Raw genomic sequence first — 25,016 nt, forward strand, 5'->3', positions numbered from 1 at the left:
ATTGAAAATAAGCAAACTCGTGTCTTTTTACTAACTTTAACCATGCAAGAAACCGATAATACGCAAAGCGAGGATTTAGCACTGAAAGATCAGGAAGGGCTGATTAGAAAACTTCGTCTGGCTGAGGAGCGCAGTGCCATGCTTGCTGCAATCGTGGATTCCACGGAGGATGCTATTATCAGCAAGGATCTGAACGGTTTTATTACGAGTTGGAACAAGTCAGCCGAGCGGATATTTGGTTACCGATCTGAAGAAATGCTTGGCCACTCGATACTGAAGTTAATTCCTGACGACCGCCAGGATGAAGAGGCCTTAATTCTCAGCAGGCTTCGCCGGGGAGAGCATATGCGGTCTTTTAATACCAAAAGAGTCACTAAAACAGGCCGGCTGATTGATGTTTCCCTGACTATTTCACCCGTAAAAGATGAAAAGGGAGCCGTCATTGGTGTTTCGAAAATCGCCCGGGATATTACTGAGGCCATTGAGGCTGAAAAGCAGGGTGCTATGCTTTCTGCTATCGTATCCAACTCCGAAGATGCCATCATCAGTAAGAATCTTGACAGTATCGTTACCAGTTGGAATGACTCTGCGCAGCGATTGTTTGGGTATTCGGCAGCAGAGATGATTGGGCAGTCCATTGTGAAGCTGATTCCGGACGACCGTTTGCAGGAGGAACCGGAAATTATTGCAAAGTTAAGCAGCGGGCAAAGGGTTGATCATTTTGAAACGAAGAGGCTGACCAAGTTTGGAAAACTTCTCGATGTTTCCTTATCAATTTCGCCCGTCAGGGATTTAAGTGGCAGGATCATCGGTATTTCCAAAATCGCCAGGGATATCACCTATAAAAAAGAGGAGGAACAGCGGAAAAATGATTTTATAGCGATCGTAAGTCATGAACTCAAGACCCCGCTTACCTCCATGCGTTCCTATGTGCAGCTTGCCCTGGCAAAGGCACTTGAACGGGGAGATGGGTTTACTGAAAAAGTACTGAAGCGCGCCGACGCGCAAACCCGCAAGATGACTGGTCTGATCCAGGACTTCTTGAACCTCTCGCGACTGGAAGAAGGGAAAATGACGCTGAACCTTTCTGAATTTTCGTTGAGCGAATTGATTAACGAGGTGGTTAGCGATACTTTAACTTTAAGCCCGGCGCATGAAATCATATACGAGCCCTGTGGGGAGATGCGCATACGCGCGGACCGCGAAAAGCTTAGTCAGGTTGTCATCAATCTGTTAGGAAACGCGATCAAATATTCACCTGAAGACACAACCATTCGTATTGAATGTAGTTCAACCGCACAGGAGGTTACTATTAAAGTGATTGACCAGGGATATGGTATCCCACCTGAGGATCAATCCAGATTATTCGAAAGATTTTACAGGGTTAACGACGGCAGGCAATTGAACATATCCGGTTTTGGGATTGGCTTGTACCTGGTTTCCGAGATCGTAAAATTACATGGCGGGGAGATTCGCGTTGAAAGTGAAGTTGGAAAGGGGTCTATTTTCAGCATCATGCTGCCTTTAGCGTCATTGAAATAAGCAGTGATAAGCCCTTGGTGCAATAAGCTCAACCGTCACTTGCTTCTTGCTTGCATCATCGCGCCCAGAAAGGTTTCAGGCGGTTGAGCGCCAGATACACTCAGCTTTTGGTTGAAGATAAAGAAAGGAACGCCTCGTATACCGATCTGCTGAGCAATCTGCTCGTCGCGGCGCACTTCATCAGTAAAGTCTGATCCGGCAAGCATAGTCTCTACAGTCATTTTACCGAGCCCTGCAGCAACGCCGATCTCAATTAAAACAGCATGATCGCTGATGTCCTTGCCATAAGTAAAATGCGCTTCAAAAAGCTTCTCTTCAACTGCGTCAGCCAGGCCTTCTGTTTTTGCCAGCTGGATAAGCCTGTGCGCGTCGAAAGAATTGGCCACAACAGAAATGTCCAGCTTAAAATCAAGACCTACCTCAACGGCAGTAGCCGTCACGCTTTCCTGCATCTGCTGTGCCCATTCCAGCGGTCTCCCATATTTATCGGCCAGATATTCGGCGGAGCTGACACCGGGAACGGTCTCCGCATTGGGGTCAAGCTCAAAGCTGTGCCATTCTACTTCAACTTTTTCTTTATAGGGAAACTGTGCTAGTGCGGCTTCAAATTTTCTTTTGCCAATATAACAAAACGGACACCTTACGTCCGACCAGATATCTACTTTCATGTTGTTGTAAATTACGCCATACCCATGTCAAACCGCCTTGCCACTTACTTAACCAACGGCAAGGTGTTCATCATCAGCGATACGGCTGTCGACACGCCAAAGGCCGATGCTGGCTTCTCGTCAGGTGTCTTCGTTCCCCATTTGGTTTGAATCAGATCTAGCTTGTTTCGGTTCTCGTACGCCACCCTGGCATTTAAAAGCAGCCAATCTACCAGGTCTGTTTTCTTTGTTTCCAGCGTGTACAGCCTTGCGTAACGCATAAAGATACCCTTAAAGCCCGGCAGGTCATTGCCGCCATCTTCGTTGTTCATTACCTGGCCCTTATACATATCTTCCCTGATATACTTGGCGATCCGCTCTGCGTCCTGCAGGTAGTTGGCCTCTCCGGTGTACTTATGCAGCATTACTGCGGCGCCTAAAAAGGTGCCCTGATTGTAAGTCGAACTCCAGGTTCCGATTTTGATGAGCCCGGTTTTTTTGTCAAGGTCGATATTATCGTTTACCTTCCCGGTTTCCTGGTTGAACAGGTAGACTTTAGACCAGCTATACAAAGCGATGGCTTTATCGTAGTAGGTTTGGTCGCCCGTAGCCTGAGCCAGGTAGCAGGAGGCCACAATGGCTGGTCCCTGTATGCAGGCATTTTTTGAAGTCTTGGTTTCAAACCAATTCAGGCCGCCACCGTACTTGTTCGTAAAGGCCCGTGCATACATTTTATCAAACTGGTCTTTACTTTTTTCCAGATATGCTTTGTTGCCTGTGTGCGCATAAGCGCGAACGCAGGCGATGGCTATCCATGCGATGTCGTCATTGAATTTATTGTACATCCAGTCGCCCGTGTGCTGTTCAATAAAGTTCAGGTACATGGCGTCGAACTTTTTCAGATATGCCTTGTCGCCTGTCACTTCATAGGCATCAAGTACAATCTCCATCATCTCCGCCCTGTCCCAAAACCCCTTGAATTTTTCTATGTTGTATTGGGTATACCAGGCATCGAATATTTTTTTGGCGATTTTAGGTGTTGGGACGGGTTTCCCACTGGCGGTACCTGTGGTTTGCGCATAGGTGGAGCCAGCGCATAAAAGCATTGCGATAAGCAGGCATCGCAGGTAAATAGATATGTTCATAAAGTTGGTAATTTGTGTGTGCCTCCTAATATCGTATTAATTGCCGTATACTCGTTGCATATTGTCGAGATTAACCGAAATACGTTTTTTACGCAACGATTAAGTGTTATCCTTTCAGCCTGCCCGCAGGATGGGTCAGGACGATCATTTGATTATTGGTTGGTATTATTACGGATAATTTTCTGCTATGATTAGAATATATTCATTAATACTGGCTTGTCTGCTGGTTAGCCAAAGTTTGGTCGCGTCTACTAAAGATCCCGTTAAGCCGAATGTGGTAAACATTGTAAATTTTATCAGGTTGCTTGAGCCTCGTGACGCTAAAATTACTCAAGACGTTTTGTACAAGACGGTGGTAGAGCAAGTGAAGATGATGAAGGCGTATAAGTTAGGTGGTACCTTCCTGCTTCAGTATGATGCGCTGATGGACAACAGATATCAGCAACTGCTTAAGTCGTTGCCCAGAGATAGTTTTGAAATCGGCGGATGGTGGGAGCTTCCGCAGCCATTGGTAGAGAAAGCCGGCTTAAAATGGCGTGGCCGCTATCCCTGGGACTGGCACGCCAACGTTGGCTTCTCTACAGGGTATACGCCGGTGGAAAGGGAAAAGCTCATAGATGTGTACATGAAGGATTTTAAAGCGGTATTTGGTTATTACCCCAAATCTGTAGGCTCTTGGTTCATAGACGCACACAGTTTAAACTACATGTACAACAAATACAAAATTGTTGCTTCGAGCAATTGTAAGGACCAGTATGGAACAGATGGCTATACCTTATGGGGCGGTTACTGGAACCAGGCTTACTATCCAAGCAAAATCAATGCTTATATGCCTGCGCAGACCGAAAATAATCAAACCCCTGTGCCGATCTTCAGAATGCTCGGCAGCGATCCGATCAGGCAATACGACACCGGGATTAGTACAACCTGGCAAGGAGTAATCACGCTGGAACCAGTTTACCCGGAGGCTGGGGGTAGTGAACAGTGGGTGAAATGGTTTTTGAAGCAGTTTGTAGAAAGCAAGTCGATGGAGTTTAACTATACACAAGCCGGGCAGGAAAATTCCTTTACCTGGGATGCGATGAAAAAGGGCTTTGAAATACAGCTTCCACTTATCGCGAAGTTGCGCGATCAGGGCAAGGTTAAAGTTGAAACTATGGAGCAATCGGGCCTGTGGTTTAGAAAGAACTATAAAGTAACTCCTGCTACCGCATTTACAGTGAGCGAAGATATTGGCGGCGGCAACCACCGTACCGCATGGTTCAACAGCCGTTTTTACCGTACCAATCTGATTTGGGAAAACAACAGTCTGCGCATCCGTGATATTCATTTGTTTGATGAGGATTTCCCCTCGCAATATACTACAGGTGTAACCACAACAAATGAATGTGCTTTTTATACGCTTCCGGTGGTAGACGGTTATTTATGGAGTAACAAGGCCGAGTTGGCAGGGATACGTTTCATTGCAAAAAGCGGTGATTCCGAGGTATTGCTTAAAGGCGCTGACCCCGTTTTCTCTGATGAGGAAAAAGGGAAACTTAAGATCTCCTGGCCCTTAACCAGTCACAAGGGTACCATTGAGCTGGTGATGGATGAAAGAAATTTTCATGTAAGTTATCATGGCAGCGACAAGCTGGAATGGCTGTTGGAACTTAAGGTTGCTGAAGGCATGAAGTTGCCTTTCACGGAAGTTACTCCTGATAAGGTTAATGCTTCGTTTGAAAATATGCGCTACAGCCTCATTTCCAGCAAGGGCAAGTTTGAAAAAGGGTCTGAGGAAAGTATATTCAGGATAGTCCCGCAAAAACAGCAGATAAGTCTGGTAATGACGAATGGCCGCTAATAATTACGCTTATTTGTTTTTCATGATATTGAACCTGTACTGGTAGTTGAACATAATGTACCGTCTGAGTATTTGCTGCTCATACATTACAGTTGAGTTTCCACTCCCAAACCTGTCTACAGAAATGTTTTGATTAAGAAGGTCATATACGGACAACTTAAATTCTCCGCGATCCCTTTTTTGCGTCAATAAGGACACCGCCAGATTTAGAATGTGGGAATCTCCTGTAAAGCCTTGTCCGATTTGAGGAGCATGACGGTAGGAATAGTTTGATTCTATAACGATCTTTTTTGGTAGCCTGAAAGTTCCTGAAGCACCCAACACTTGCGTATTGTTGGTTACATCGTTGAAGTTGTTGGTGTAGGTGGTAAATGAATGATAGTTGCGGTAAGAGAGGTTAACCAGGGCCAGAGATTTATAGTTCACGTTCAGATTCTGTGTAAAGCCAATGTTGCCGTATCGTTGCCGGGCTTCCTGGTTGTTGAGGAAAATTACCTGGTTCTCCGCATAACCACTGAGTCCGGTATTCATGGAGAACTGCCATTTCTGCGATTTCTTAAATTGCTTGTTTAGGTTAATTCCCCCGTTTATCGACGATCTGCCGTCCTTGTTTACCACAGTGGCGGTTGTGAATCCGTTCTCGTCGGTGAGCGTCTGCTGAACGAAACTATTTTCATAAAAGGTTGCGTTGGCATATCCGCTCAGTCCGAGCATTCTTGGTGTGTTGTATTTGTAGAAGTTGCCGTTCAGTCTCCGAACCCTGATTGCGCTCAATTCAGGGTTTCCGACAAATTTGTATTGTGCCGAACTTACTCTTTCCAAAGGCTGCATGTTATACAATGAGGGCAGGTCTATCCACTCTGAGTAAGAAACGGAGAAGCGATCGTAGTCGATGGTTAATGAAGGGAACCAAACCGTAAACCGTTGTCGGATATCATTCGCGGAAGCATTAAACTTGTTATTAACGTTTTGAATCTCCAAGTCGATGGCAGCCCTTATCCTAAGTTTGGGGTTAACCTGGTAGTTCAATAAAGGTTTGATGTTTTGGAAAAAGCCTGTTCGCACAAAATCATTGCTTTGGTCATCAATAAACCGGTCGTATTGTGTGGTTGAAGGGTTTAAATCATAACTTTCGACGGGTTGTGCCCAGCGGTAGTATCTGCTGTTTGTGAAAAATTCGGCTGTTAATTTTTTCGTGAGCGGCAGGTTGTACAATATGGATAGGCCCGACCATCGTGTACTGCTGCCTGATTTAACATGCCTGTCCAGCAAAAAAGGTTCGACTGTAGATGTTAATGGAGTCAGCTGACTGAAGTTGTATGCATCTGTTCCACTTCCGTCGAGCGTGAGCACATTGTTCAGCGTTAATGACCGTCCTTTTTTAAATCTTTTATAATAGTTCAGGTTGTGGGAAAAGGCATCGCTATAAGATCTGTTGTAGTTGTGCCCGTCGGTCTCGCTGATCCTGTCCACTATTGTATTAGACAGGTTCAAGAGACTCTGATAACGACTATTTCCGGGTGAGAAGTTCATGGCGGGGCGATAGCGCAATACCGTGTTTGTGTCCGGTTTCCACTCCATCAAGCCTCCTACAACATGTGAGTACGAGCTACGGCGGGATGCATCGGTCCGCCAGGAAGTGACTACAGTATTGTCGAGAAACTGCTCATTAAGCACCCTGGTTTCATTGGAGTGAATGGTGTTGCCAAAGAAATAGGCAAGGTTAAGTTTTAATCTGGTGCCATAGTCGTTGTTGACATTTAGCCCGCCCGAACGGACGGTCGTGAACCCGCCGCCCGGGCTTCCGCCGAAGTTTCCGTTATCAACCAGATCACTTCCCGACCGGTTGAAACCACCCATACTGAACAATTCGTCTCTGCTAAAACCGGTGCTGTTTAAATTGTTGGTGGCACCTAATACGCTAAACTGAAGTGTGTCGCGGAAACTGCTCAGTACACCGCTGGCCTCGTATCGGTCGCGCGTGCCGGCGCCGCCCGCAAATCTGCCGATAGTACTCTTCTTAACCGCACTTTTTAGTTTAAGGTTGATAATGTTCTGAAGGTTGATCTCGCTTATTCTTCTATCAGGATCGTTCTCGCGGTCCAGGTATACTTGTATCTTGTCTATTAACTCGGCATCCAGGTTTTTAAGTGCAACCAGTTGATTGGTGCCAAAAAACTCTTTGCCGTCAATCAATATTCTGCTGGTTCCTCGGCCGTTTACCAGGATTTCGCCGTTCTCATTTACCTGTACTCCGGGCAATAGTCGCAGCAACTCCTCCACAGCCGCGTTTGGCCGGGTCTTAAAAGCTTCTGCGTTAAATTCAATGGTGTCTTTCTTTAGCATCACCGGGGTTCGTTCACCTTTGATGACGATCTCGTCAAGGCTTCTACCGTTCAGCTTTATGATGCCGAGGTTGAGCTCGCCTGGCTTGAGCATTAGTTCACGTCTGTATGTGTTATACCCTACATACGAAACGATAAGTTTTAACGGCCTGGTAGTGGGCAGTCTTGACAATTGGAATGTTCCGTCGTCTTTGGTAACGGTGTAAGACACCAACGAGGTATCCTTTGCGTTGACAACGGCTACGGTCGATAGTCCGAGGTTTTTGTTGGTTAAGGAATCGCTTACCACACCTTTTATAGAGGTCGTGTTTTGGGCATACGAAAAGCCGCCGGCAAGGCAAAGTGAGAGCATTAAGAGGATCTTCTTCATGAAAGCGTTGATATTTGGTTGTATTCTGGGATTAAGATAAGGATTTTGAATTAAACTGGAATTAAGAAATATTATGACAATTATTTGCGAAACTGATTGGTTGCGTATATATTTGCAACCAATCAGTTTCGTATTACAAAAAATGAGAAGAGATATTTTTCAGGCCATAGCGGATCCCACCAGGAGAGCTATTCTATTGCTTCTGGCTGTACAATCCATGACACCGAACGGTCTGGCCGAACATTTTGATACAACACGGCAGGCGGTGTCTAAGCATCTCCGGGTGCTCACAGAATGTGAGATTGTAAAGCAGCAGCAACAGGGGCGGGAAATTTATTATCATTTAGAGGCTGAAAAGATGAACGAAATAGAGCAATGGCTGGAGCGGTTCAAACAACTTTGGAAAGCGCGTTTTGATCAGCTCGACGATGTGCTGGAACAACTTAAAAAGAACAGAATATAAAACCTGAAATCTTAATGATCATGAACAAAGCAATTCTTTTTGATTTTATTGTAGACAAGGAGGCAAAAAAAATTAATGTATGCCGTTCCTTTAATGCACCACTTGAGCTGGTCTGGGCGGCCTGGACCGATGCTAGCATACTGGACCTGTGGTGGGCACCTAAACCATGGAAAACGGAGACTAAGTCGATGAACTTTCGTGAAGGCGGTCGCTGGCACTATGCCATGGTTGGCCCCGAAGGTGAGCGACATTGGTGCCTGTTTGATTATGACCAGATCGAACCAGAGCGCCGCTACTCCGGCCAGGATTCTTTTTGTGATGAAAACGCAGTGCTTAGTACTGAAATGCCTCGGATGCGCTGGAATAATAAATTCGCTCCCAGTGAGGCTGAGCGTACCTTGGTAGATGTAGAAATAAGCTTCGACAAACTGGAGGATCTCGAAAAGATCATCGAGATGGGCTTTAAAGAGGGCTTCACTATGGGACTAAGTAATCTTGATGAATACCTGGATGCCCGGCTTGATCGTTCTGCCCGCTCCTGATCAACTTATAAGGCAGCGACAAGGAAACCTTGGTTCCGCTGCCTTTTACAGACGTTATTCTCATTTTACCATCCATAAGCTTCATCTTATGACTAATGGAACTTAAACCGATTCCTCCTTTTTCAGTAGTGCCTTTGTTAAGCATCCTATGCCGTTGTCCTGAACGATTAGGTCGACTGATCTTTTGTTCGTTTTCAGCGATATGCGGCAGCGTGACGCGTTGGCGTGCTTAACCACGTTGAGCATGAGTTCTTGAGCGATCCGGTAGATGGCAAGTTCTTGATACTCATCCAACCGCTGGTGCATTCCGCTGAATGAGCATGTAAATATCACGTCTTTAGAGAGGCGGACCGACATATCTAGTATGGCCGATTGCAGTCCGTTTTCTTTAAGTGTAATAGGCATGAGTCCGTGTGATATCCTGCGTGTTTCGTTGATAGCCATGGAAAGAACTTCATTGACATCTTTCTGGCGCTTTAGAAACTCATCTGGCTTAGTCTCCGCCAGTTCCTTTGTAAGTGTACTGAGGCTGATCTTTACAGCGTAGAGCAGCTGGCCTATGCCATTGTGAAGGCTTTATCGCTTCTTCTGTTCTTTTCGTTTTCCTCCATGATGCATGTGTTTTCTCATGAACAACCATTTACTGAAAGAATGGTTTTCTTCCATAATAATTTATATGTATGTACATATTTATGTTATATTTGGTTTGCTAACCAGTATACTATGAACATCACCCACCAATCGAAGGTCTTTTTTCTTTTATGTAGTTTTTTATTATGTGGCTCAATGCTGCAGGCCCAGCACACGGTATGGGCTATTGGCAAAGCCGATAACAAAGCAGATGAATTTGCCCTTGGCCCCAACCGCTACCAGCATTTTTTGGAAAGCGATTTTGGTTGGGAGGACCGTTTTTTCCTGGTAGGACATTCCCTTGCAGCGAGTGATTTTCCGTATGTACTGCCTGGTCCGCAAGACGGATGGGGAGGTACCGGTCCGACAGCCGGGCTACGGACACATCAGGCTAATATTCTGTTTGGTCTGCAAAGCGTTCCGGAGGGGGGCAACTGGAACTTAACCATTGACTTGGTTAGTTACCAGGGGAGCGGCCCACCACTGTTTAAAGTGGTGGTCAACGGCCAGCCCTTCGTGCGTCAGCTCCCTAAAAAGACCTTAGACAAGTCGGTAGAGGGCGATCTGACCAACGTAAGCGAGTACAAAATAGAAATTCCCCTGTCGCCAAAGACCCTCCGAAAGGGCGGGAACGAGATCACGATGACCACGCTAAGTGGCTCCTGGTTGTTGTTTGATCAGGTGAAGCTCACCGGCCCGACGGGCGTTAAGCTGATTAAGCCGGAGAAGCTGTTTGTACGAAATGTCAGGGCGGCCGATTATGAGATCTCGGAAGGTGGTCGGTCGTTGCAGCCCCTGCTGGTCGACTTGCAGCACTTGTCGGGTAAACCGCAAGTTACGGTTAAGCTGGATGGTAAAACCGTGTTCACCACGCAGCTCGATAGTGCCAGATATGACTTTGAGGTCGCGATGCCACAGGTTAAATCGGCCAGGGAAAGCAAGTACGAGATATGGGCTGATGGCACGATGCTGGAAAGCGGACTTGTGCGGCGGTCGCCCCAACCCATGCGTACCCCCGCCGGTTATGTTGATACAAAGATGGGTACAGCGCATTCCCGCTGGATGATAGCGCCCGGTCCATGGATGCCTTTCAGCATGGTAAAGCTTAGTCCCGATAACCAAAACTCGGGCTGGCAGGCGGGTTACGATCCAAGCTTTGAAAGTGTGGGGGTGTTTAGTCACATTCACGAATGGACGATGGCCGGTTTGGGTATGCTGCCGGTGAACGGGCCATTGAAAATTAAGACGGGTGATGAGCGTAACGGCAGCGGTGGGTATCGCTCGCAAATCGATAAAACTACAGAAGAGGCCCCGTTGGGGTATTATAAAGTGGTGCTGAGCGATTACCAAATTAAGGCAGAACTTACGGCTACCACACGCTGCGGTTTCCAGCGTTATACGTATCCCAAGGCGCTTGATTCCCGCGTGATGATCGATCTGCAGATTCCTTCGGAATATCCTTACCAGCTTAAGAATGTTACCCTGAAGAAGGTGAGCGATTACCGGATTGAGGGTGTAAGCAGGCAGTTCAATAAAAGCGTGTGGTCCGACGATGCTGGGCAGGATTACAACCTGCATTTTGTGATCGAGTTCGACCGGCCGATAAAGAGGTTTGGTACCTGGGCTAACGATGTGGTGGGCGACAAAGACATCATCAATTCCGGAGATCTGGCTGATGCGGGTGCTTTCGTTGAATTTGATACACGCAGTAATCCGGTTGTGCAGGTTCGCACTGGTATATCGATGGTAAGCATAGCTAATGCTTCAGATAACCTCGAGAAGGAGATCAGCATACCTTATGGCTGGAGCTTCGAAAAAGTAAGACAAGGGCATACCGATACCTGGGATAATCTCATGGGCCGACTTTCGATAAGCAGCAACGATAGGCGCGAAAAGATTCGTTTTTATACCAATATGTATAGGGCCCTGGCCAGTCGCAATACCTGGAGCGATCTCGACGGTAGTTGGGTAGACGCCTTCCAGAAGGTTCAGAAACTTAAAGACCCCAATGCCGTTGCGCTTGGCTGCGATGCGTTCTGGAATACGTTCTGGAACTTAAATCAGTTCTGGAACTTGGTTACGCCCGAGTGGTCGTCGAAATGGGTGAAATCACAGTTGGCCATGTATGATGCCAACGGCTGGCTGGCGAAAGGTCCGGCTGGCATGAACTATGTGCCGGTGATGGTGGCTGAACATGAGATACCATTGATTGTGGGCGCATACCAGATGGGCATTCGTGATTACGATGCCAACAAGGCCTTGCAGGCAGCGGTGAAAATGCAGACGACCCCGGCGCAGAAGGTCGGGATGGGCTATGCGGGCAATCGCGACCTGGTTTCTTATCTGGAGCATAAGTATGTGCCGTACGATAAAGGGCGGTTTTCCAATACGCTGGAGTATGCTTACGACGATTGGACCGTATCCCAACTGGCCAGGGCGGTGGGCAACAAAGAAGTTGAAGAGGAGTTTGCACTAAGAGGTAACTACTGGAAAAATGCGATAGATAAGGAGACAGGTTATGCGCGTTTGCGAAAGGCTGATGGCAGTTGGATGCCAGATTTTGATCCTTTTAAATCCGGGGCCAACGAGCACTATGTAGAGGGTAACGCCTGGCAGCTAACTTATTTTGTGCCTCAGGATGTGCCCGCACTGGCTAAGGAGATTGGCGAGAAGCGTTTTATTGACCGCCTCTCCTGGGGCTTTACGGAAAGCAACAAACTCAGGTTCAATGCGCCGGGCGACCAGTACTGGGATTACCCGGTGATACAGGGAAACCAGCAGTCGATGCATTTTGCTTTCTTGTTTAACTGGGTGAAGAAACCTTGGCTTACACAGCATTGGAGCAGGGCCATCATAGACCGATATTATGGCGATGGCCTGGCAAACGCTTATCTCGGCGATGAAGATCAGGGTCAAATGAGTGCATGGTTTATTATGGCCGCATTGGGACTCTTTCAAACCGACGGCGGTTGCAGCGTAGATCCGGTTTACGAGATCGGCAGTCCGATTTTCCCTAGGGTCACCATCGATCTCGGTGAGCAATACGGCCGCGGACGGACATTCACCATAGAAGCCCGGAACGCGTCGCGGGCCAACAAATATGTGCAAGGCGCAGTGCTCAACGGTAAGCCGCTAAATTCTTTTAAATTTCCTGCTTCGGAATTGCTGAAAGGCGGAACCCTGGTGCTTCAGATGGGCGATAAACCGAATACCGAATGGGGCTTGCACTAATCAGCTAAACATTTGTCGTATAACGCTGTTGTTATGGTAAAAAACCTACAGCTATGAAAAACATCAGATTGATACGCGACATTTTTGATCGTACATCCGAAAGCAAAACACCCGCTGTGATTGCATTGGTAGCGGGACTAGCCGTTGGTGCGGCATTAGGCGTTTTATTTGCACCCGACAGGGGCCGTGATCTAAGGAAGAAGATTGCCGGACTTACAGACCGCCTTCGGGGTGGCCAGGAAAGTGAGGAGCCAGCTGAAATGTCGCATCCAAGACAACATGTAAAGGGTGGACAAAAGAAACCGAAATCGGATATCAAGGCCCTGATTCATGAGGCGCATGAAGCGCAGGCGGGTGCAGCAGCAGATACTGGCGAATCCGAATCGTAAAATAAAAATGGCCGCATAATCGATGCGGCCATTTATTTTCACAAGAATGTTAGAACGAATAGCGTATTGTTGCGCCAAAAGTTCTCGGATCACCGAGTACACCTGCATACAGACCAGAGTTACCCGCTGCTGCCTGTAGTTGTTCGAAATAGTTGGCATCTCCGATATTTCTGCTCCAGACGAAGATGGAGAATTTATCGCCTCTGAACCCGGTACGTGCATTAACCAGGGTATAACCTTCCACATTCAGAACCCTCGACGGGGTGGGGTTTGAAGAGTATTCAGAGCGGTAGCTGATATCACTTGCTATAAACCATCTGCCTTCAGCTGTCGACAGTTTCCCTGCTGTGCTAAGTTCAAACCCGCCAGAGGTGTTCCATTTTGATATGCCGGGCAGTCTGCCGCCAGAGGCGTCCTTGAATGCCACTTGAGTGGCCACACCATTAATCAGTTCGGTATGTCCAGTTTCTTCCAGTGGAAGGGGTGCATTGCTAAACTTGTCATATTTTCCGTCCAGGTACGCAACAGCCGCATTTAAAGTCAGAAATCTTCGTAACTGATAGCTGCCGTCTACTTCAATACCTTTTACAACCACTTTTTCGGCATTCGCCAGATATCCTCTGTTTACACCAAGTTGCGGTGATTGCACGTTGGTTTGATAGTCCTTAATGTCCGACTGAAAGACGGTAGCATTCAAAATAGCGCCCTTTGCGGGCTTTGTTTTTATACCCAGCTCGTAATGTTGTACATACTCTGGTTTTACCACGGCGAGTGATAGGTCGGCATTCTGGCTACCGGTTATAGTTGGCAAGCCTCCCACATTTACACCTACAGGTTTATAGGCCGTAGAGAAGGTACCATAAATGTTCAAAGTGGTGGTCGGACGATATGATATCGTTAAGTTACCAGATAAATTTTCATTATCCGTGCTTGTACTAAAGTTCTGGTTGGTATAAACCATGGCTTTAAGAGCCAGCAATTTCGGATCGGTGGTTTGCAGACCGCCGTAAGTTACCCTGTCATAATCCACATCTTTCTTATCATAAGTGAATCGCAAGCCAGGTAAAACATGCAGGTTTTCTGCGAATTCCCAGTCAGCCTGCGCAAAAACGGCAGCACTTAGCGACTTAATGTTAGAGTTGGTCCGGATACCAAAGTTGTCCAAAAGACCAGGAGTGCTGAATAGCGGCTGATCGCCTGTTGTTCCCGTCTGCACAAATCTCCATTGGTCTTTGCCAACTTCCTCTGTCTGATTCAGGCCTTTCAAATTCTGTCCGAGTAAAAAGACGCCTACCATACCACTTATTTTTTCGTTGATGTTGCCCGCGTATCTGAACTCCTGCGAGTATTGGTCGTGGCGAGAGTTACCCTGCGATTTCGTCAGCGCCGAGAATTCTGTAAAGTCCCTGTCGTTGGTCGGGTCCCAGTTCCAGAACCTCCATGCGGTTGTGGAAGTCAGCGTTCCGTTACCAATCTTGTAATCTATATTTGCTGAGACGCCGCCTATCGATTGATTTTGCTTCCAGGGCGTATTCGTATAGATCTTCCTCGAAAACGGATCAATTTTAGGTTGTTCATAACCCAAGTCTGCAACAATCGCCGCGTACTGCCGGAAAGCACTTCTCTCCGTTGTTGTAACACCCGCTACAACAAGCGGATATCCTGCAGGGTGTTGGAAGCTCACATCACCACTAAGCAATACCTGCAGTTTTTCCGAAGGAGTGTAATACAGCTGGCTTTTCAAACCAAGGTTGTTCTGTCCGCTGTAATAGCGCTGTTCAGGAACGTTATAAATGGTACCGTCTCTTTGTGTTCCTGATAATGCCAGTTTCAGCGCCAGATCTTTTGCTATACTACCCGAAACGGAGGCCTTGGCCTGGATAAAATTATAGTTTCCGACACTGAATTCTGCTTTGGCAGTAGGTACCAGGGTCGGTTTTACGGTCGTTATATTGAAAGCCCCCGCTGTGGTGTTTTTCCCAAACAAGGTGCCTTGCGGGCCTCGTAAAACCTCTATCCGTTCAATGTCCAGAAAGTCAGTTGAAGTAGCGGCAGGTCGGGCCTGATACACGCCATCAACATAAAAGCCAACACCCGGGTCAATACCATCGTTGGTAAGACCAAATGTTGAACCTAAACCGCGAATATTTAATGTCGTATTACGGGCATTCGAGGCATACAGCTGCACGGAAGGGACCAGTTCTTTCAGTCGGTTAACGTTAAAAGCCCCGGCATTCTCTGCGGCCTGTCCTCCTATTACGCTGATCGCGATTGGCACGTCCTGTAAAACTTCGGCACGTCTTCTCGAGGTAACTACAATCTCATCAAGTTCCGCGTTGTCTACCAGGGTTAACTCGAGCGGCGTGTCCTGAAATTTCAGAACCTGAAAATCCTGCGGACTGAAACCCACGGAGCTCACCCGGATGTAAAAAGGAGGCTCGAGCGTAGTAGACAGTGCAAAAGCACCGTTATCGTCTGCGATCACGCTTGTGCGCGTACCGCGGATGGATACATTTGCACGGGGCACATTAACGCCCTTCGCGTCTTTAACAACCCCATTTATGGTCGTTTGGGCAAAAGCACTTACAGAGAGCGCGAGTGAAAGAAACAAAAGTAAATGTCTTTTCATTTTTTTAAGATTAGGTGTTACTTACAGATATTGGCAGACAGATATTTTCCTGCTGTCCAGGGCAGCAAATATATAAGTAAATTCCTAAAGTCTATAAAAAAGGTAGATTTTATAGTTTATTACCAAATACAGTCTTTTTGTATGCCGTAGGCGTCATTCCGTACCGGTTTTTAAATAAGGTAGAGAAATAGGTGGGAGAGGAGATCCCCACCAGATAGCTGATCTCCGATACAGAGTGATGCTCATTGGCCAGATAATACTTCGCCTTTTTCAGGCGCCTGTTCATCACATAGTCGGTCACCGTACAATTCAGCAGTGCTTTTACTTTACGGTACAGCTGCACTCTCGAAACGCCAACAGCCTTGGCGAGCTCGTCGACGCTCAATTGTTCGTTGGCAAGGTTTTGTTCCACCAGCCGCGCAAAATCGTTCAGGAATTTCTTATCAATATTGCTTACAGGCGCTTTCTGATTGCCAGATAGCGGAAGATCGCTGATATAATGCGCTTTCAGCACCGCACGGTTTCGCAGCAGGTTCTCCACGCTGGCGCGGAGATAATCAAAATGGAAGGGTTTGGTCAGGTAAGCGTCTGCATTGCTCTGTATGCCCGATATCTGCTGTTCCACGCTATCCTGAGCGGTGAGAAGAATAACGGGAATGTGCGAAGTCCGGACATCTGCCTTCAGCTGTTTGGTGAGCTCTCTGCCCGATATTCCCGGAATAACCACATCGGAGATGATCAGATCGGGTATTTGCTCAAACGCGATATGCAAGCCATCGGTTCCACTATTGGCTGTAAATACCTGGTAATCGTTCTCAAATTTACTGGTCAGGTATTCAAGCAGCTCTAAATTGTCTTCCACAATCAGCAGCGATTGCTCTTTAACGAGGGATATAGGCGAAGGGGCCTCTTCCGGGGCTTCGTGGTAGGGGGCCAACTGCCGGCCAGCGGATGGCTTTCTTTCCGTCTCGCTCAGGTGTGCCTCCCCCAAGGGCAGGTGTACACTGAAAACAGTTCCTTCGCCTTTCTTACTGGCAACCTTTATAGCACCCTTGTGAAGCGCCATTAGTTCTTTAGACAGACTGAGGCCAAGTCCCGAACCTCCGCCGCGGCGGGCGTCCGATTGGTAAAACCTGTTAAATATTTTGCCCTGTTCTTCTTCATCCATGCCCAGGCCGTTGTCCGACACTTCCACAACAGCTTCCCTGTCGTTGCGGTCAACCGATACATAAATGCGACCGTGATCAGCCGTAAACTTAAAGGCATTGCTCAGCAGGTTAAAAAGCACCTTGTCGAGCATATCGGTGTCAAACCATACAATATTCGGATCTGCCTTGACCAATAACCGAAGGTTTATATGGCGCTTCGCTGCGATATGTTTGAAGTGGTCGACGATCTCGCCAACAAAAACAGCGAGGCTATTGGGTGTTGCATGTAGTTTAAGTTCTTTGTGCTCTATTTTGCGGTAGTCCATCAGTTGATTAACCAATCGCAATAGCCGGTGTACGTTTTTATGGATCAAGTTCAGCTCCCTGCCGGCGGCAGTGGCCACCTTGGTATTTTTCTGCAGGTCCTCCAGCGGGGAAATGATCAGGGTAAGCGGAGTTCTGAACTCGTGTGAGATATTGGTAAAGAAGTTCAGTTTCGCTTCTGTTGCAGCTGCAGCCTTTTCCGACATCTCGATAAGCTGGTTGCGCTGGCGACGGATGGTCTGCAGCGCACGGAACGCCAGTCCACCGAATACCACAGCCAGCACGAGGGTAACCACGATCAGGTTAAGCACAAAGCGCTGGTTACGATATATTTCCTTCTGTTCAGCCATGAGCTTCTGCTGCCTTTCGATGTCTTTTTGCTGATCCCTGATGCGTGCCCATTGCAGTTGCATAAGCTGCACATTGCTACGATCTATGACTACACTTTTAAGAAGGTTTTCTTTCTGAAAGGCCTGTTTGCGCAGGATACGGAAGGCAATATCGATAGCCTCTTTACCACCCGTGGGGTAAAGCACACTTGCCGTAAGGGTCCCCGAACTTACCATATCGAGCCCGCCTCCGGCGCCCGGCAGGGCATCGACGCCGATCACTTTAATGGCGCTGTCGAGACCCAGTTGCCTGAGGGTATGTCTAGCGCTTTGTGCCATCCGGTCGTTGTGCGCAAAAACGGCATCTATATCCGCTAGTTTATCGCGCTCTGCCTGCAGTGCGCGCTTCGTATTTTCAGGAAGCCAGTCGCCATGAACCTGCGCCGCAACCCTAATGCCGGGGTAGGGACGAAAAGCTTCTTTGAGACCGCGCGACCGCTCCATGGCCGGCGAAGATCCGGGTAACCCGGTTATCTCGAGCACGTTTCCCTTAAACCGGAGCAGCCTTGCCAGATACCCTCCCGCCATTTTTCCCACTTGAAAATTCTCCGCACCAATATAGGCCGTGTATACCGACGAAGCGGTCTTACGATCTATCACGATCACCGGAATGCCCTTTTTAAAAGTTTCCTCTACAATATCGGTTAGCGGCAACGCCTCGTTTGGCGAGATGATCAGCACATCAATGCCCTTCTTCAGCATGTCTTTAACCTGTGCAATCTGCGTTGCGCTGTTGTTATCCGCATCCGCATACAGAAGCTTATGGTTTGGCTGCAGCGATAACTCCGTCTTCATCTCTTCCAGCATCGTCCTGCGCCAGAGGTCGGAGCCCACGCACTGGGAGAAACCGATCGTCCAGACCCTCTCCCTGCGCTTATCCTTACATGCCGCCACAACGAGCAGGGATATCATCATCAGGGCAACACATAAACGAGGGATAGTCATCAGCAATTATATCTGGCTTAAGGCACTAAACTAGCTAATATCCTTTTCAATTAAAAGCTGCACTTCCGGCGGCCACAACCGGGGTGTAACCATATTGAAGAAAGCAGGTAACCAGGTTTAAAAACTGATTGTTACGCCGGCTGATTCCTGATTTAAAGCATTGTAAATCAAACAATAACACTTAGTCTAATTTTTTAAAGTTTATGACCGAAAATTTCTGTTCGCTGTTTTGAAATAAGCCTAGATTGCAGCATTAACCATTTATAAACATTTATATGAAAAGTAGATCCGTTGTCGGATGGTCGGTAGTTGTAGCCCTGGGCGGCTTTTTATTCGGGTTCGATACAGCCGTTATTTCAGGCGCCGAGAAATCCATTCAGCAATACTGGAAACTTAGCGTATTTCAACACGGGCTTACCATTTCTATAGCCTTAATCGGAACGGTGATCGGAGCCATGCTCGGATCAAGGCCGTCCGACCGGTTCGGGCGAAAGAATACATTATACTTTGTCGCCATCGCCTATTTGCTTTCTTCATTGGGAACCGCGCTGGCGGAAGACTGGTGGGTGTTTTTGGTATTCAGATTCCTTGGCGGTTTGGGTGTTGGCGCCTCCTCTGTAACGGCGCCAATCTATATTTCCGAAATTTCGCCTGCCGAGAGCCGCGGACGTCTTGTTGGATTGTTCCAGTTCAATGTAGTGCTTGGCATCCTGATCTCGTACCTTTCCAATTACCTGCTCAGTCAAACCGGCGAACACTCCTGGCGCTGGATGCTTGGCGTACAGGCGGTGCCCTCAGTTATTTTTCTTGTCCTGATGCGCTTTATCCCCGAGAGCCCCCGCTGGCTTATCCTTAAAAAGCAAGCCTATGAAAGGGCTTCCAAAACACTTCGAACGATCAATCCGCTCAACTGGGAGCAGGAACTGAATAACATTAAACAGTCACACAACGAGCTCAGTGACAAGAAAGACAGTGAGCGTCTTTTCTCCGGTCGTTATACCAGACCTATCACGTTCGCTGTCATCTTTGCTTTTTTTAACCAGGTGTCGGGCATCAATGCCATCATTTACTATGCGCCGCGAATCTTTGAAATGGCAGGCTTGGGCGCACATTCTTCGCTGCTGTCTACCCTCGGCATCGGTCTGGTCAATTTCACCTTCACATTGCTGGCGCTCAATTTCATCGATAAGGTAGGGCGCCGCATGCTTATGCTCATTGGTTCCGCCGGACTCATCATCTCACTTTTCCTGGTCGCCTATACCTTCTATGTTCAGGCATTTTCCGGCATAGCGATTCCCATTTTTATCATGCTGTTCATAGCCTTTTTTGCCTTTTCGCAGGGTGCGGTCATTTGGGTATTTATTTCAGAGATCTTTCCAAACCAGGTGCGGGCCAAAGGACAAACGCTCGGTAGCTCCACCCACTGGGTCATGGCAGCCTTGATTGCCTTTAGTTTCCCTTATTTTGCGGAAATACTGGGCGGAGCCGTTACCTTTTCATTTTTCGGTGTTATGATGGTCCTGCAACTTATTTTTGTATGGCGCTTTATGCCCGAAACCAAGGGTAAGTCGTTGGAGCAAGTCGAAAAAAGCATTATTTTACACTGAGAATGAAAGAACAGGAAAAACAAACAGACCGGCACACAGCCATATGTTTCGGCGAAGTGCTGTGGGACGTGCTTCCCGACGGACCCCAGCCCGGCGGGGCTCCGCTCAATGTAGCTTATCACCTTACCAGGCTTGGTATGCCCGCTAAAGTGGTCAGCAAGATAGGGCAGGACGACAATGGCCTTAAACTGGAGGCCCTCATGAGCAACTGGGAGATAGGCACCGGTCTGCTCCAGCGCGATGAAACACACCCAACCAGCCAGGTACTCGCCAGAATGAACAACGGCAATGAAGTGACCTATGAAATCGTATTTCCGGTGGCATGGGACTTTATCTCTGGTACCAGGCAATTGACTGATGCAATGGCTGAGACCGGCTACTTTGTATACGGCAGTCTTGCCTCAAGGCACGATGCAACGCGTCAGACACTGCTTGAACTGCTTGAGGTTCATCAGTCGGTACACGTTTTCGATGTAAACCTGCGTCCACCTTTCGTTAGCCGTTCGCTGCTTCAGTCGCTCCTGCTCAAGGCCGATATCGTCAAATTCAATGAAGCGGAACTTGATATCATGCAAACGATGTTCGGCGGCAGTTATTCAGGTGAATACAGCAAGGTAGCTTTTATTTCCGAAGCTTTTAATGTGCCTGAAGTGATCGTGACCAAGGGTGAATTCGGCGCGTCATATTATAAAGAAGGGCATGCATTCCACATGGCTAGTCAGGAGGTGAAGGTTGCAGATACCATAGGCAGTGGCGACTCCTTTCTGGCTGCATTCCTTTCTGGTCATTCGAAAAAGACCCAGCCTTCGCAGCTTTTACGCAATGCCGTTGCCATGGGCAGTTTCATCGCAACCCGAAAGGGTGGCTGCCCTGACTATACCATTTCTGAGTACCAGTCCTTTAGCGAATCTCTAACCACAATATAATATCTCAATCACATGAAACACTTAATGAAGCATTTACTAGCTTTAATGCTATGCAGTGCGGCGACCTACGCTGCAGCGGCCGATATCAGCATTAAAATTACCAAACGTTACCTCAACCTCCCCGTATCGCAGAAGGAAAAGCGGTCGGTGATGACCTATATCATCAACGGAAAAGAAGAGCAACGCTTCGTGATCCGCCTTTCTGCTAACCCGGAATACTGGGTATTCTCAGACATGAGCGCTTACAAAGGCAAAACCCTCAAGATCAGTTTTGAAGGCGATGCCACTGCTTTGAGTAAGATATATCAGGACGATCAGATCAACGGACAGGACTCTTTGTACAAGGAAAAGAAGCGTCCGCAATATCACTTTTCTACCCGCAGGGGCTGGATAAACGATCCTAACGGTATGGTGTTTTACGAGGGCGAATATCATTTGTACTATCAGCACAACCCTTTTGAAAGGGAATGGGAAAATATGTCCTGGGGCCACGCCGTAAGCAAAGACCTCGTACACTGGGAAGAGCTGCCGGTGGCCCTGCACCCCGACAAGATAGGAACCATGTTTTCGGGTTCTGCAGTGATCGATTACGACAATACCTCCGGTTTTGGTAAACCGGGTAAGCCCGCAATGGTAGTGTTTTACACGGCCGATAACCCCGACCGGCAGGTACAATGCGTGGCCTACAGTCTGGATAAAGGCCGGACGTTTACCAAATACAATGGCGGTAAACCGGTTATAGACTCCAAGGAGAAGTGGAACAGTAAAGATACGCGAGATCCAAGAGTGTTCTGGCACAAGCCCTCAAAACATTGGGTGATGGTACTCAACGAACGTGACGGGCATTCTATTTATACCTCGGCAAACCTGAAGGACTGGACTTTTGAAAGCCACATTACCGGGTTCTGGGAGTGTCCCGACCTGTTTGAACTGCCGGTCGACGGCGATCAGAACAACCGCAAATGGGTGATGTATGGCGCTTCAAATACCTATATGATCGGCTCGTTTGATGGCAAAGTATTTAAGCCCGAGGGCGGGAAATATTATTTTTCATCCGGATCTATTTACGCTGCACAAACCTTTAACAACATTCCAGAATCAGACGGTCGCCGCATCCAGATAGGCTGGGGCCGCGTTCCACAAGCAGGTATGCCCTTCAACAACATGATGTTGCTGCCAACAGAATTGACCCTTCGCAAAACCAAAGACGGCCTGAGGCTTTACAGCCTGCCGGTAAAGGAGGTGGAACAATTGTGTACGCCGGTAAAGAAATGGTCTGGACTAAGCTCCGCTGAAGCCAACGATAAAATGAAGGAATTTTACGATGCTGATAAGCTCCGTATAAAAACAACCATAAAGCTTTCGCACGCCACCGAGGCGGGCTTCAATCTATTCGCGCAACGCATGGTGGGCTACGACATGAATTTCAATATGCTCAACGGCATGTTCTATTCACCACAGGACCCGACCAGTATGGAGCTTACGGCAGATATTTATATCGATCGCAGTTCCATTGAAGTATTTATTGATGGCGGAGCATACTCCTATTCCATGGAGCGCAAGCCCGACCGCAATAACCGGGAGGGTTTCCATTTCTGGGGAAACAATATTGAGGTGAAAAACCTTGAGGTATTTACCGTTAAATCCATATGGGAGTAACTAATACCGGGACAGTTGCGAACAAATACCTGTACACACTCGGGGACTACGTGATTTCACACTAAGCGAAAACATGACGGGTGTATTACCGTTTTTTCTGTAAACATCCCTATCATGAACAATCCGACATTGAACCACGACATTTGCGACTGCCGGCACTCCCTGGAAGGGTATGCCACTTCGCTCACCAACGACTATGATGATGCCAACGATCTTGTACAGGACACCCTGATTAAAGCCATACGCTGCAGTCACCTGTACAAGGAAGGAACCAATCTGAAAGGCTGGCTTTTCACCATTATGAAAAACACGTTTATCAACAATTACCGACGCTCGGTAAAGAAAAAATCAGTGGTCGAAACCACCGATGAGCTTACCTCATACCAGTTGGCCAGCAGCGCTGCAACCAACTTGTGCGACAGGAAGTTCACCAGTGAAGATATAAATAAAGCTTTCGGAAAAGTTGCACCTGAGTACGCAATTCCTTTTCTTCGTTATTTTGAAGGGTATAAATACCACGAAATAGCTGACGAACTGGGTATACCCCTTGGAACAGTGAAAACACGTATCCATGTGGCCCGTCATATCCTGAAAAAGCAGCTGAAGATTTATGAAGTAAATTATTATAAAACAGCGTAGAGATTGGAACTGATTTCTGTATTCGAAATTATACTGCGTTTGGTTGTGGCGATGATACTTGGCGCCGCAGTAGGTTTTGAAAGAGAGCGAAACGAATGGGCCGCCGGTTTGCGCACCCATACTTTAGTGTCGGTAGGTTCGGCCCTGGCTATGATTGTATCCACGTATGGCTACAGCGACGTGCTGGGCGTGGAAGGTTTCGATGTAGATCCTTCCCGCGTGGCGGCTCAGGTCATCAGCGGCGTCGGTTTTCTTGGCGCCGGAACTATTCTTTTCCTGAAGCAGGAAGTGGTGAAAGGACTAACCACTGCTGCTGCACTCTGGAGCATTGCGGCTGTAGGGCTGGCCTGCGGTGGGGGTATGTATGTGGCGGCCATAGCCGCTACCTTTCTGATGCTGTTTGTGCTGGCCGGTGTGAAGTGGCTCGAAAGACGTTTCCTTAACCGCGAACCCGTGCGCACAATGTCGGTAAAGATCTCTGCCGAATCAGAATTGTCCGTCATGGATATTGAAACTATTCTGGCCCGTTACAATATCGAAGTCAGGAAGATCGCCATTAAAGCCTCGGCCAACGGGGGCAGGGAAATTGTCGTTGTTTTCAGCAAGTTTAACAGCAGAAACACCCTGATGAAGATGATGAATGAAGTATACCGAATGGCCGGAGTAGATGAGGTGGATCTGTAAAACTATACTGTTATAAGACAGTAACTTCACCTAAATACTGACTCGTGCTCTGGTTACTCTGATCACTGGTTACAAAAGCAATATAAACCTGGAATTTCCTGCCGGAATATCGTCCCTCCAGGTCAACCTCGTAACGCCCCTTAGCACGAAAAGCCGCACCGGTGTCTGTCAGTGCTTCGCCAGCCTCCGTATCGTAAAGCACAAACATCATCTTCTCACCGTTGATGTAATCTCCACCGCTCCAGGTGAGCAAAATCTTGCCGGGCTCCTGTACTACCGCCGCTGCTTCGGTTGATGGCTCCAGATGCCCGTAGCTAACAAAAGCTGCAGAAGGATCGATAAAATAGTCGGGATAGGCGCCGGCGATAGCTCTGGAACTGTTATAAGATTTAGCTGCGCTAAACCCTTCGAACTTGGGAGCATAATTTTTAAATCCTACGCGCAGAAACAACTTTAGCGGTCGCAACCAATACTGAAGCACTGTAAACGCCTGCTGGTTTGCCAGCTCCTTTTCCGAAAATTCCCTATGCTCATTTACCCGGGGCAAGGAGCGGATGATACCTTCACCGTTTAGTATATAACCAACGGCGGTACCAAGTTTGCCAATGAAAGGGCCCATGTAGCCCTGTTTTAATCTAGCCATAAAGGTTTTATTTGGTATTACCAATTTAAGAAAATGAAAGGAAAGAATCAAACTAATTCAGATGAATTTAATACGAATCTAAAAGGAAGTTTATAGGGAATTTGCCCCTATGATCTCCCTATAAACCCCCTATTAAGTGGGTGTTTGATTCCTACTAAAGATCTTGTTCAAACCTTGCATAGCCATTAATCGATTTTTTTGAAAGAGCCAAGTATCACCGCCATCTTGTTGAGGAAATCGCAACAAAAACGTTGCAGGCAATTGGGCATTTTATTT

Annotated in this window: 18 protein-coding genes; 11 read left to right on the plus strand and 7 right to left on the minus strand. The window is 47.6% G+C overall.

The features are described 5' to 3' along the window. Positions 1-42 precede the first annotated feature (42 nt). A complete protein-coding gene (locus QEP07_RS14360) occupies positions 43-1,542 on the plus strand; it encodes a PAS domain-containing sensor histidine kinase (protein WP_285010855.1) in 1,500 nt (499 codons plus the stop codon). Between the two features lie 35 nt (positions 1,543-1,577). Here QEP07_RS14360 and QEP07_RS14365 read toward each other — a convergent pair whose 3' ends face one another. Next, positions 1,578-2,210, minus strand: a complete 633-nt coding sequence (locus QEP07_RS14365; RefSeq protein ID WP_285010856.1) for a DsbA family oxidoreductase — start codon at positions 2,208-2,210, stop codon at positions 1,578-1,580. A gap of 44 nt (positions 2,211-2,254) precedes the next feature. Next, positions 2,255-3,334 (minus strand): glycoside hydrolase family 76 protein, encoded by a 1,080-nt coding sequence (locus tag QEP07_RS14370; protein WP_285010857.1) that lies wholly within the window; start codon positions 3,332-3,334, stop codon positions 2,255-2,257. Positions 3,335-3,521: 187 nt separating this feature from the next. Here QEP07_RS14370 and QEP07_RS14375 point away from each other — a divergent pair, with 187 nt between their 5' ends. Continuing rightward, on the plus strand, positions 3,522-5,177 hold the full coding sequence (locus QEP07_RS14375; RefSeq protein ID WP_285010858.1) for a hypothetical protein: 1,656 nt from the start codon (positions 3,522-3,524) through the stop codon (positions 5,175-5,177). 9 nt (positions 5,178-5,186) lie between these two features. Here the strand turns inward: QEP07_RS14375 and QEP07_RS14380 are convergent, their stop codons facing one another. Next, entirely contained in the window at positions 5,187-7,892 is a 2,706-nt protein-coding gene (locus QEP07_RS14380) for a TonB-dependent receptor (RefSeq protein WP_285010859.1), read from the minus strand. A 142-nt stretch (positions 7,893-8,034) separates the two neighbouring features. Between QEP07_RS14380 and QEP07_RS14385 the strand changes: the two genes are divergently transcribed. Together QEP07_RS14385 and QEP07_RS14390 are read left to right on the plus strand one after the other, a co-directional pair. After that, positions 8,035-8,355, plus strand: a complete 321-nt coding sequence (locus tag QEP07_RS14385; protein ID WP_285010860.1) for an ArsR/SmtB family transcription factor — start codon at positions 8,035-8,037, stop codon at positions 8,353-8,355. 20 nt (positions 8,356-8,375) lie between these two features. Beyond that, entirely contained in the window at positions 8,376-8,897 is a 522-nt protein-coding gene (locus QEP07_RS14390) for an SRPBCC family protein (RefSeq protein ID WP_285010861.1), read from the plus strand. Positions 8,898-8,999: 102 nt separating this feature from the next. Here the strand turns inward: QEP07_RS14390 and QEP07_RS14395 are convergent, their stop codons facing one another. Continuing rightward, the gene (locus QEP07_RS14395) at positions 9,000-9,458 is read right to left on the minus strand and encodes a sensor histidine kinase (RefSeq protein ID WP_285011141.1); all 459 of its coding nucleotides are present in this window, start codon (positions 9,456-9,458) and stop codon (positions 9,000-9,002) included. 162 nt (positions 9,459-9,620) lie between these two features. On the opposite strand from QEP07_RS14395, the gene QEP07_RS14400 reads away from it, so the two are divergent. Together QEP07_RS14400 and QEP07_RS14405 are read left to right on the plus strand one after the other, a co-directional pair. After that, a complete protein-coding gene (locus QEP07_RS14400) occupies positions 9,621-12,758 on the plus strand; it encodes a GH92 family glycosyl hydrolase (protein WP_285010862.1) in 3,138 nt (1,045 codons plus the stop codon). A 53-nt stretch (positions 12,759-12,811) separates the two neighbouring features. After that, positions 12,812-13,147, plus strand: coding sequence for a YtxH domain-containing protein (locus QEP07_RS14405; RefSeq protein WP_285010863.1), 336 nt, complete (start codon positions 12,812-12,814; stop codon positions 13,145-13,147). 49 nt (positions 13,148-13,196) lie between these two features. Here the strand turns inward: QEP07_RS14405 and QEP07_RS14410 are convergent, their stop codons facing one another. Then, on the minus strand, positions 13,197-15,776 hold the full coding sequence (locus tag QEP07_RS14410; protein ID WP_285010864.1) for a TonB-dependent receptor: 2,580 nt from the start codon (positions 15,774-15,776) through the stop codon (positions 13,197-13,199). A 109-nt stretch (positions 15,777-15,885) separates the two neighbouring features. Further along, positions 15,886-18,582, minus strand: coding sequence for a substrate-binding domain-containing protein (locus QEP07_RS14415; RefSeq protein WP_285010865.1), 2,697 nt, complete (start codon positions 18,580-18,582; stop codon positions 15,886-15,888). 275 nt (positions 18,583-18,857) lie between these two features. Here QEP07_RS14415 and QEP07_RS14420 point away from each other — a divergent pair, with 275 nt between their 5' ends. From QEP07_RS14420 to QEP07_RS14440, 5 genes are all read left to right on the plus strand, one after another. Continuing rightward, positions 18,858-20,189, plus strand: a complete 1,332-nt coding sequence (locus tag QEP07_RS14420) for a sugar porter family MFS transporter (protein WP_285010866.1) — start codon at positions 18,858-18,860, stop codon at positions 20,187-20,189. Positions 20,190-20,191: 2 nt separating this feature from the next. Next, positions 20,192-21,115, plus strand: a complete 924-nt coding sequence (locus QEP07_RS14425) for a carbohydrate kinase family protein (protein ID WP_285010867.1) — start codon at positions 20,192-20,194, stop codon at positions 21,113-21,115. Positions 21,116-21,139: 24 nt separating this feature from the next. Beyond that, entirely contained in the window at positions 21,140-22,774 is a 1,635-nt protein-coding gene (locus tag QEP07_RS14430) for a glycoside hydrolase family 32 protein (RefSeq protein WP_285010868.1), read from the plus strand. 114 nt (positions 22,775-22,888) lie between these two features. Then, a complete protein-coding gene (locus QEP07_RS14435) occupies positions 22,889-23,413 on the plus strand; it encodes an RNA polymerase sigma factor (RefSeq protein WP_285010869.1) in 525 nt (174 codons plus the stop codon). A 3-nt stretch (positions 23,414-23,416) separates the two neighbouring features. Continuing rightward, the gene (locus QEP07_RS14440; protein ID WP_285010870.1) at positions 23,417-24,097 is read left to right on the plus strand and encodes an MgtC/SapB family protein; all 681 of its coding nucleotides are present in this window, start codon (positions 23,417-23,419) and stop codon (positions 24,095-24,097) included. A gap of 10 nt (positions 24,098-24,107) precedes the next feature. Here the strand turns inward: QEP07_RS14440 and QEP07_RS14445 are convergent, their stop codons facing one another. Continuing rightward, positions 24,108-24,740, minus strand: a complete 633-nt coding sequence (locus QEP07_RS14445; RefSeq protein ID WP_285010871.1) for a DUF6266 family protein — start codon at positions 24,738-24,740, stop codon at positions 24,108-24,110. Positions 24,741-25,016: the final 276 nt, after the last annotated feature.

This window comes from Pedobacter faecalis, from assembly GCF_030182585.1.
Taxonomy (GTDB): domain Bacteria; phylum Bacteroidota; class Bacteroidia; order Sphingobacteriales; family Sphingobacteriaceae; genus Pedobacter; species Pedobacter faecalis.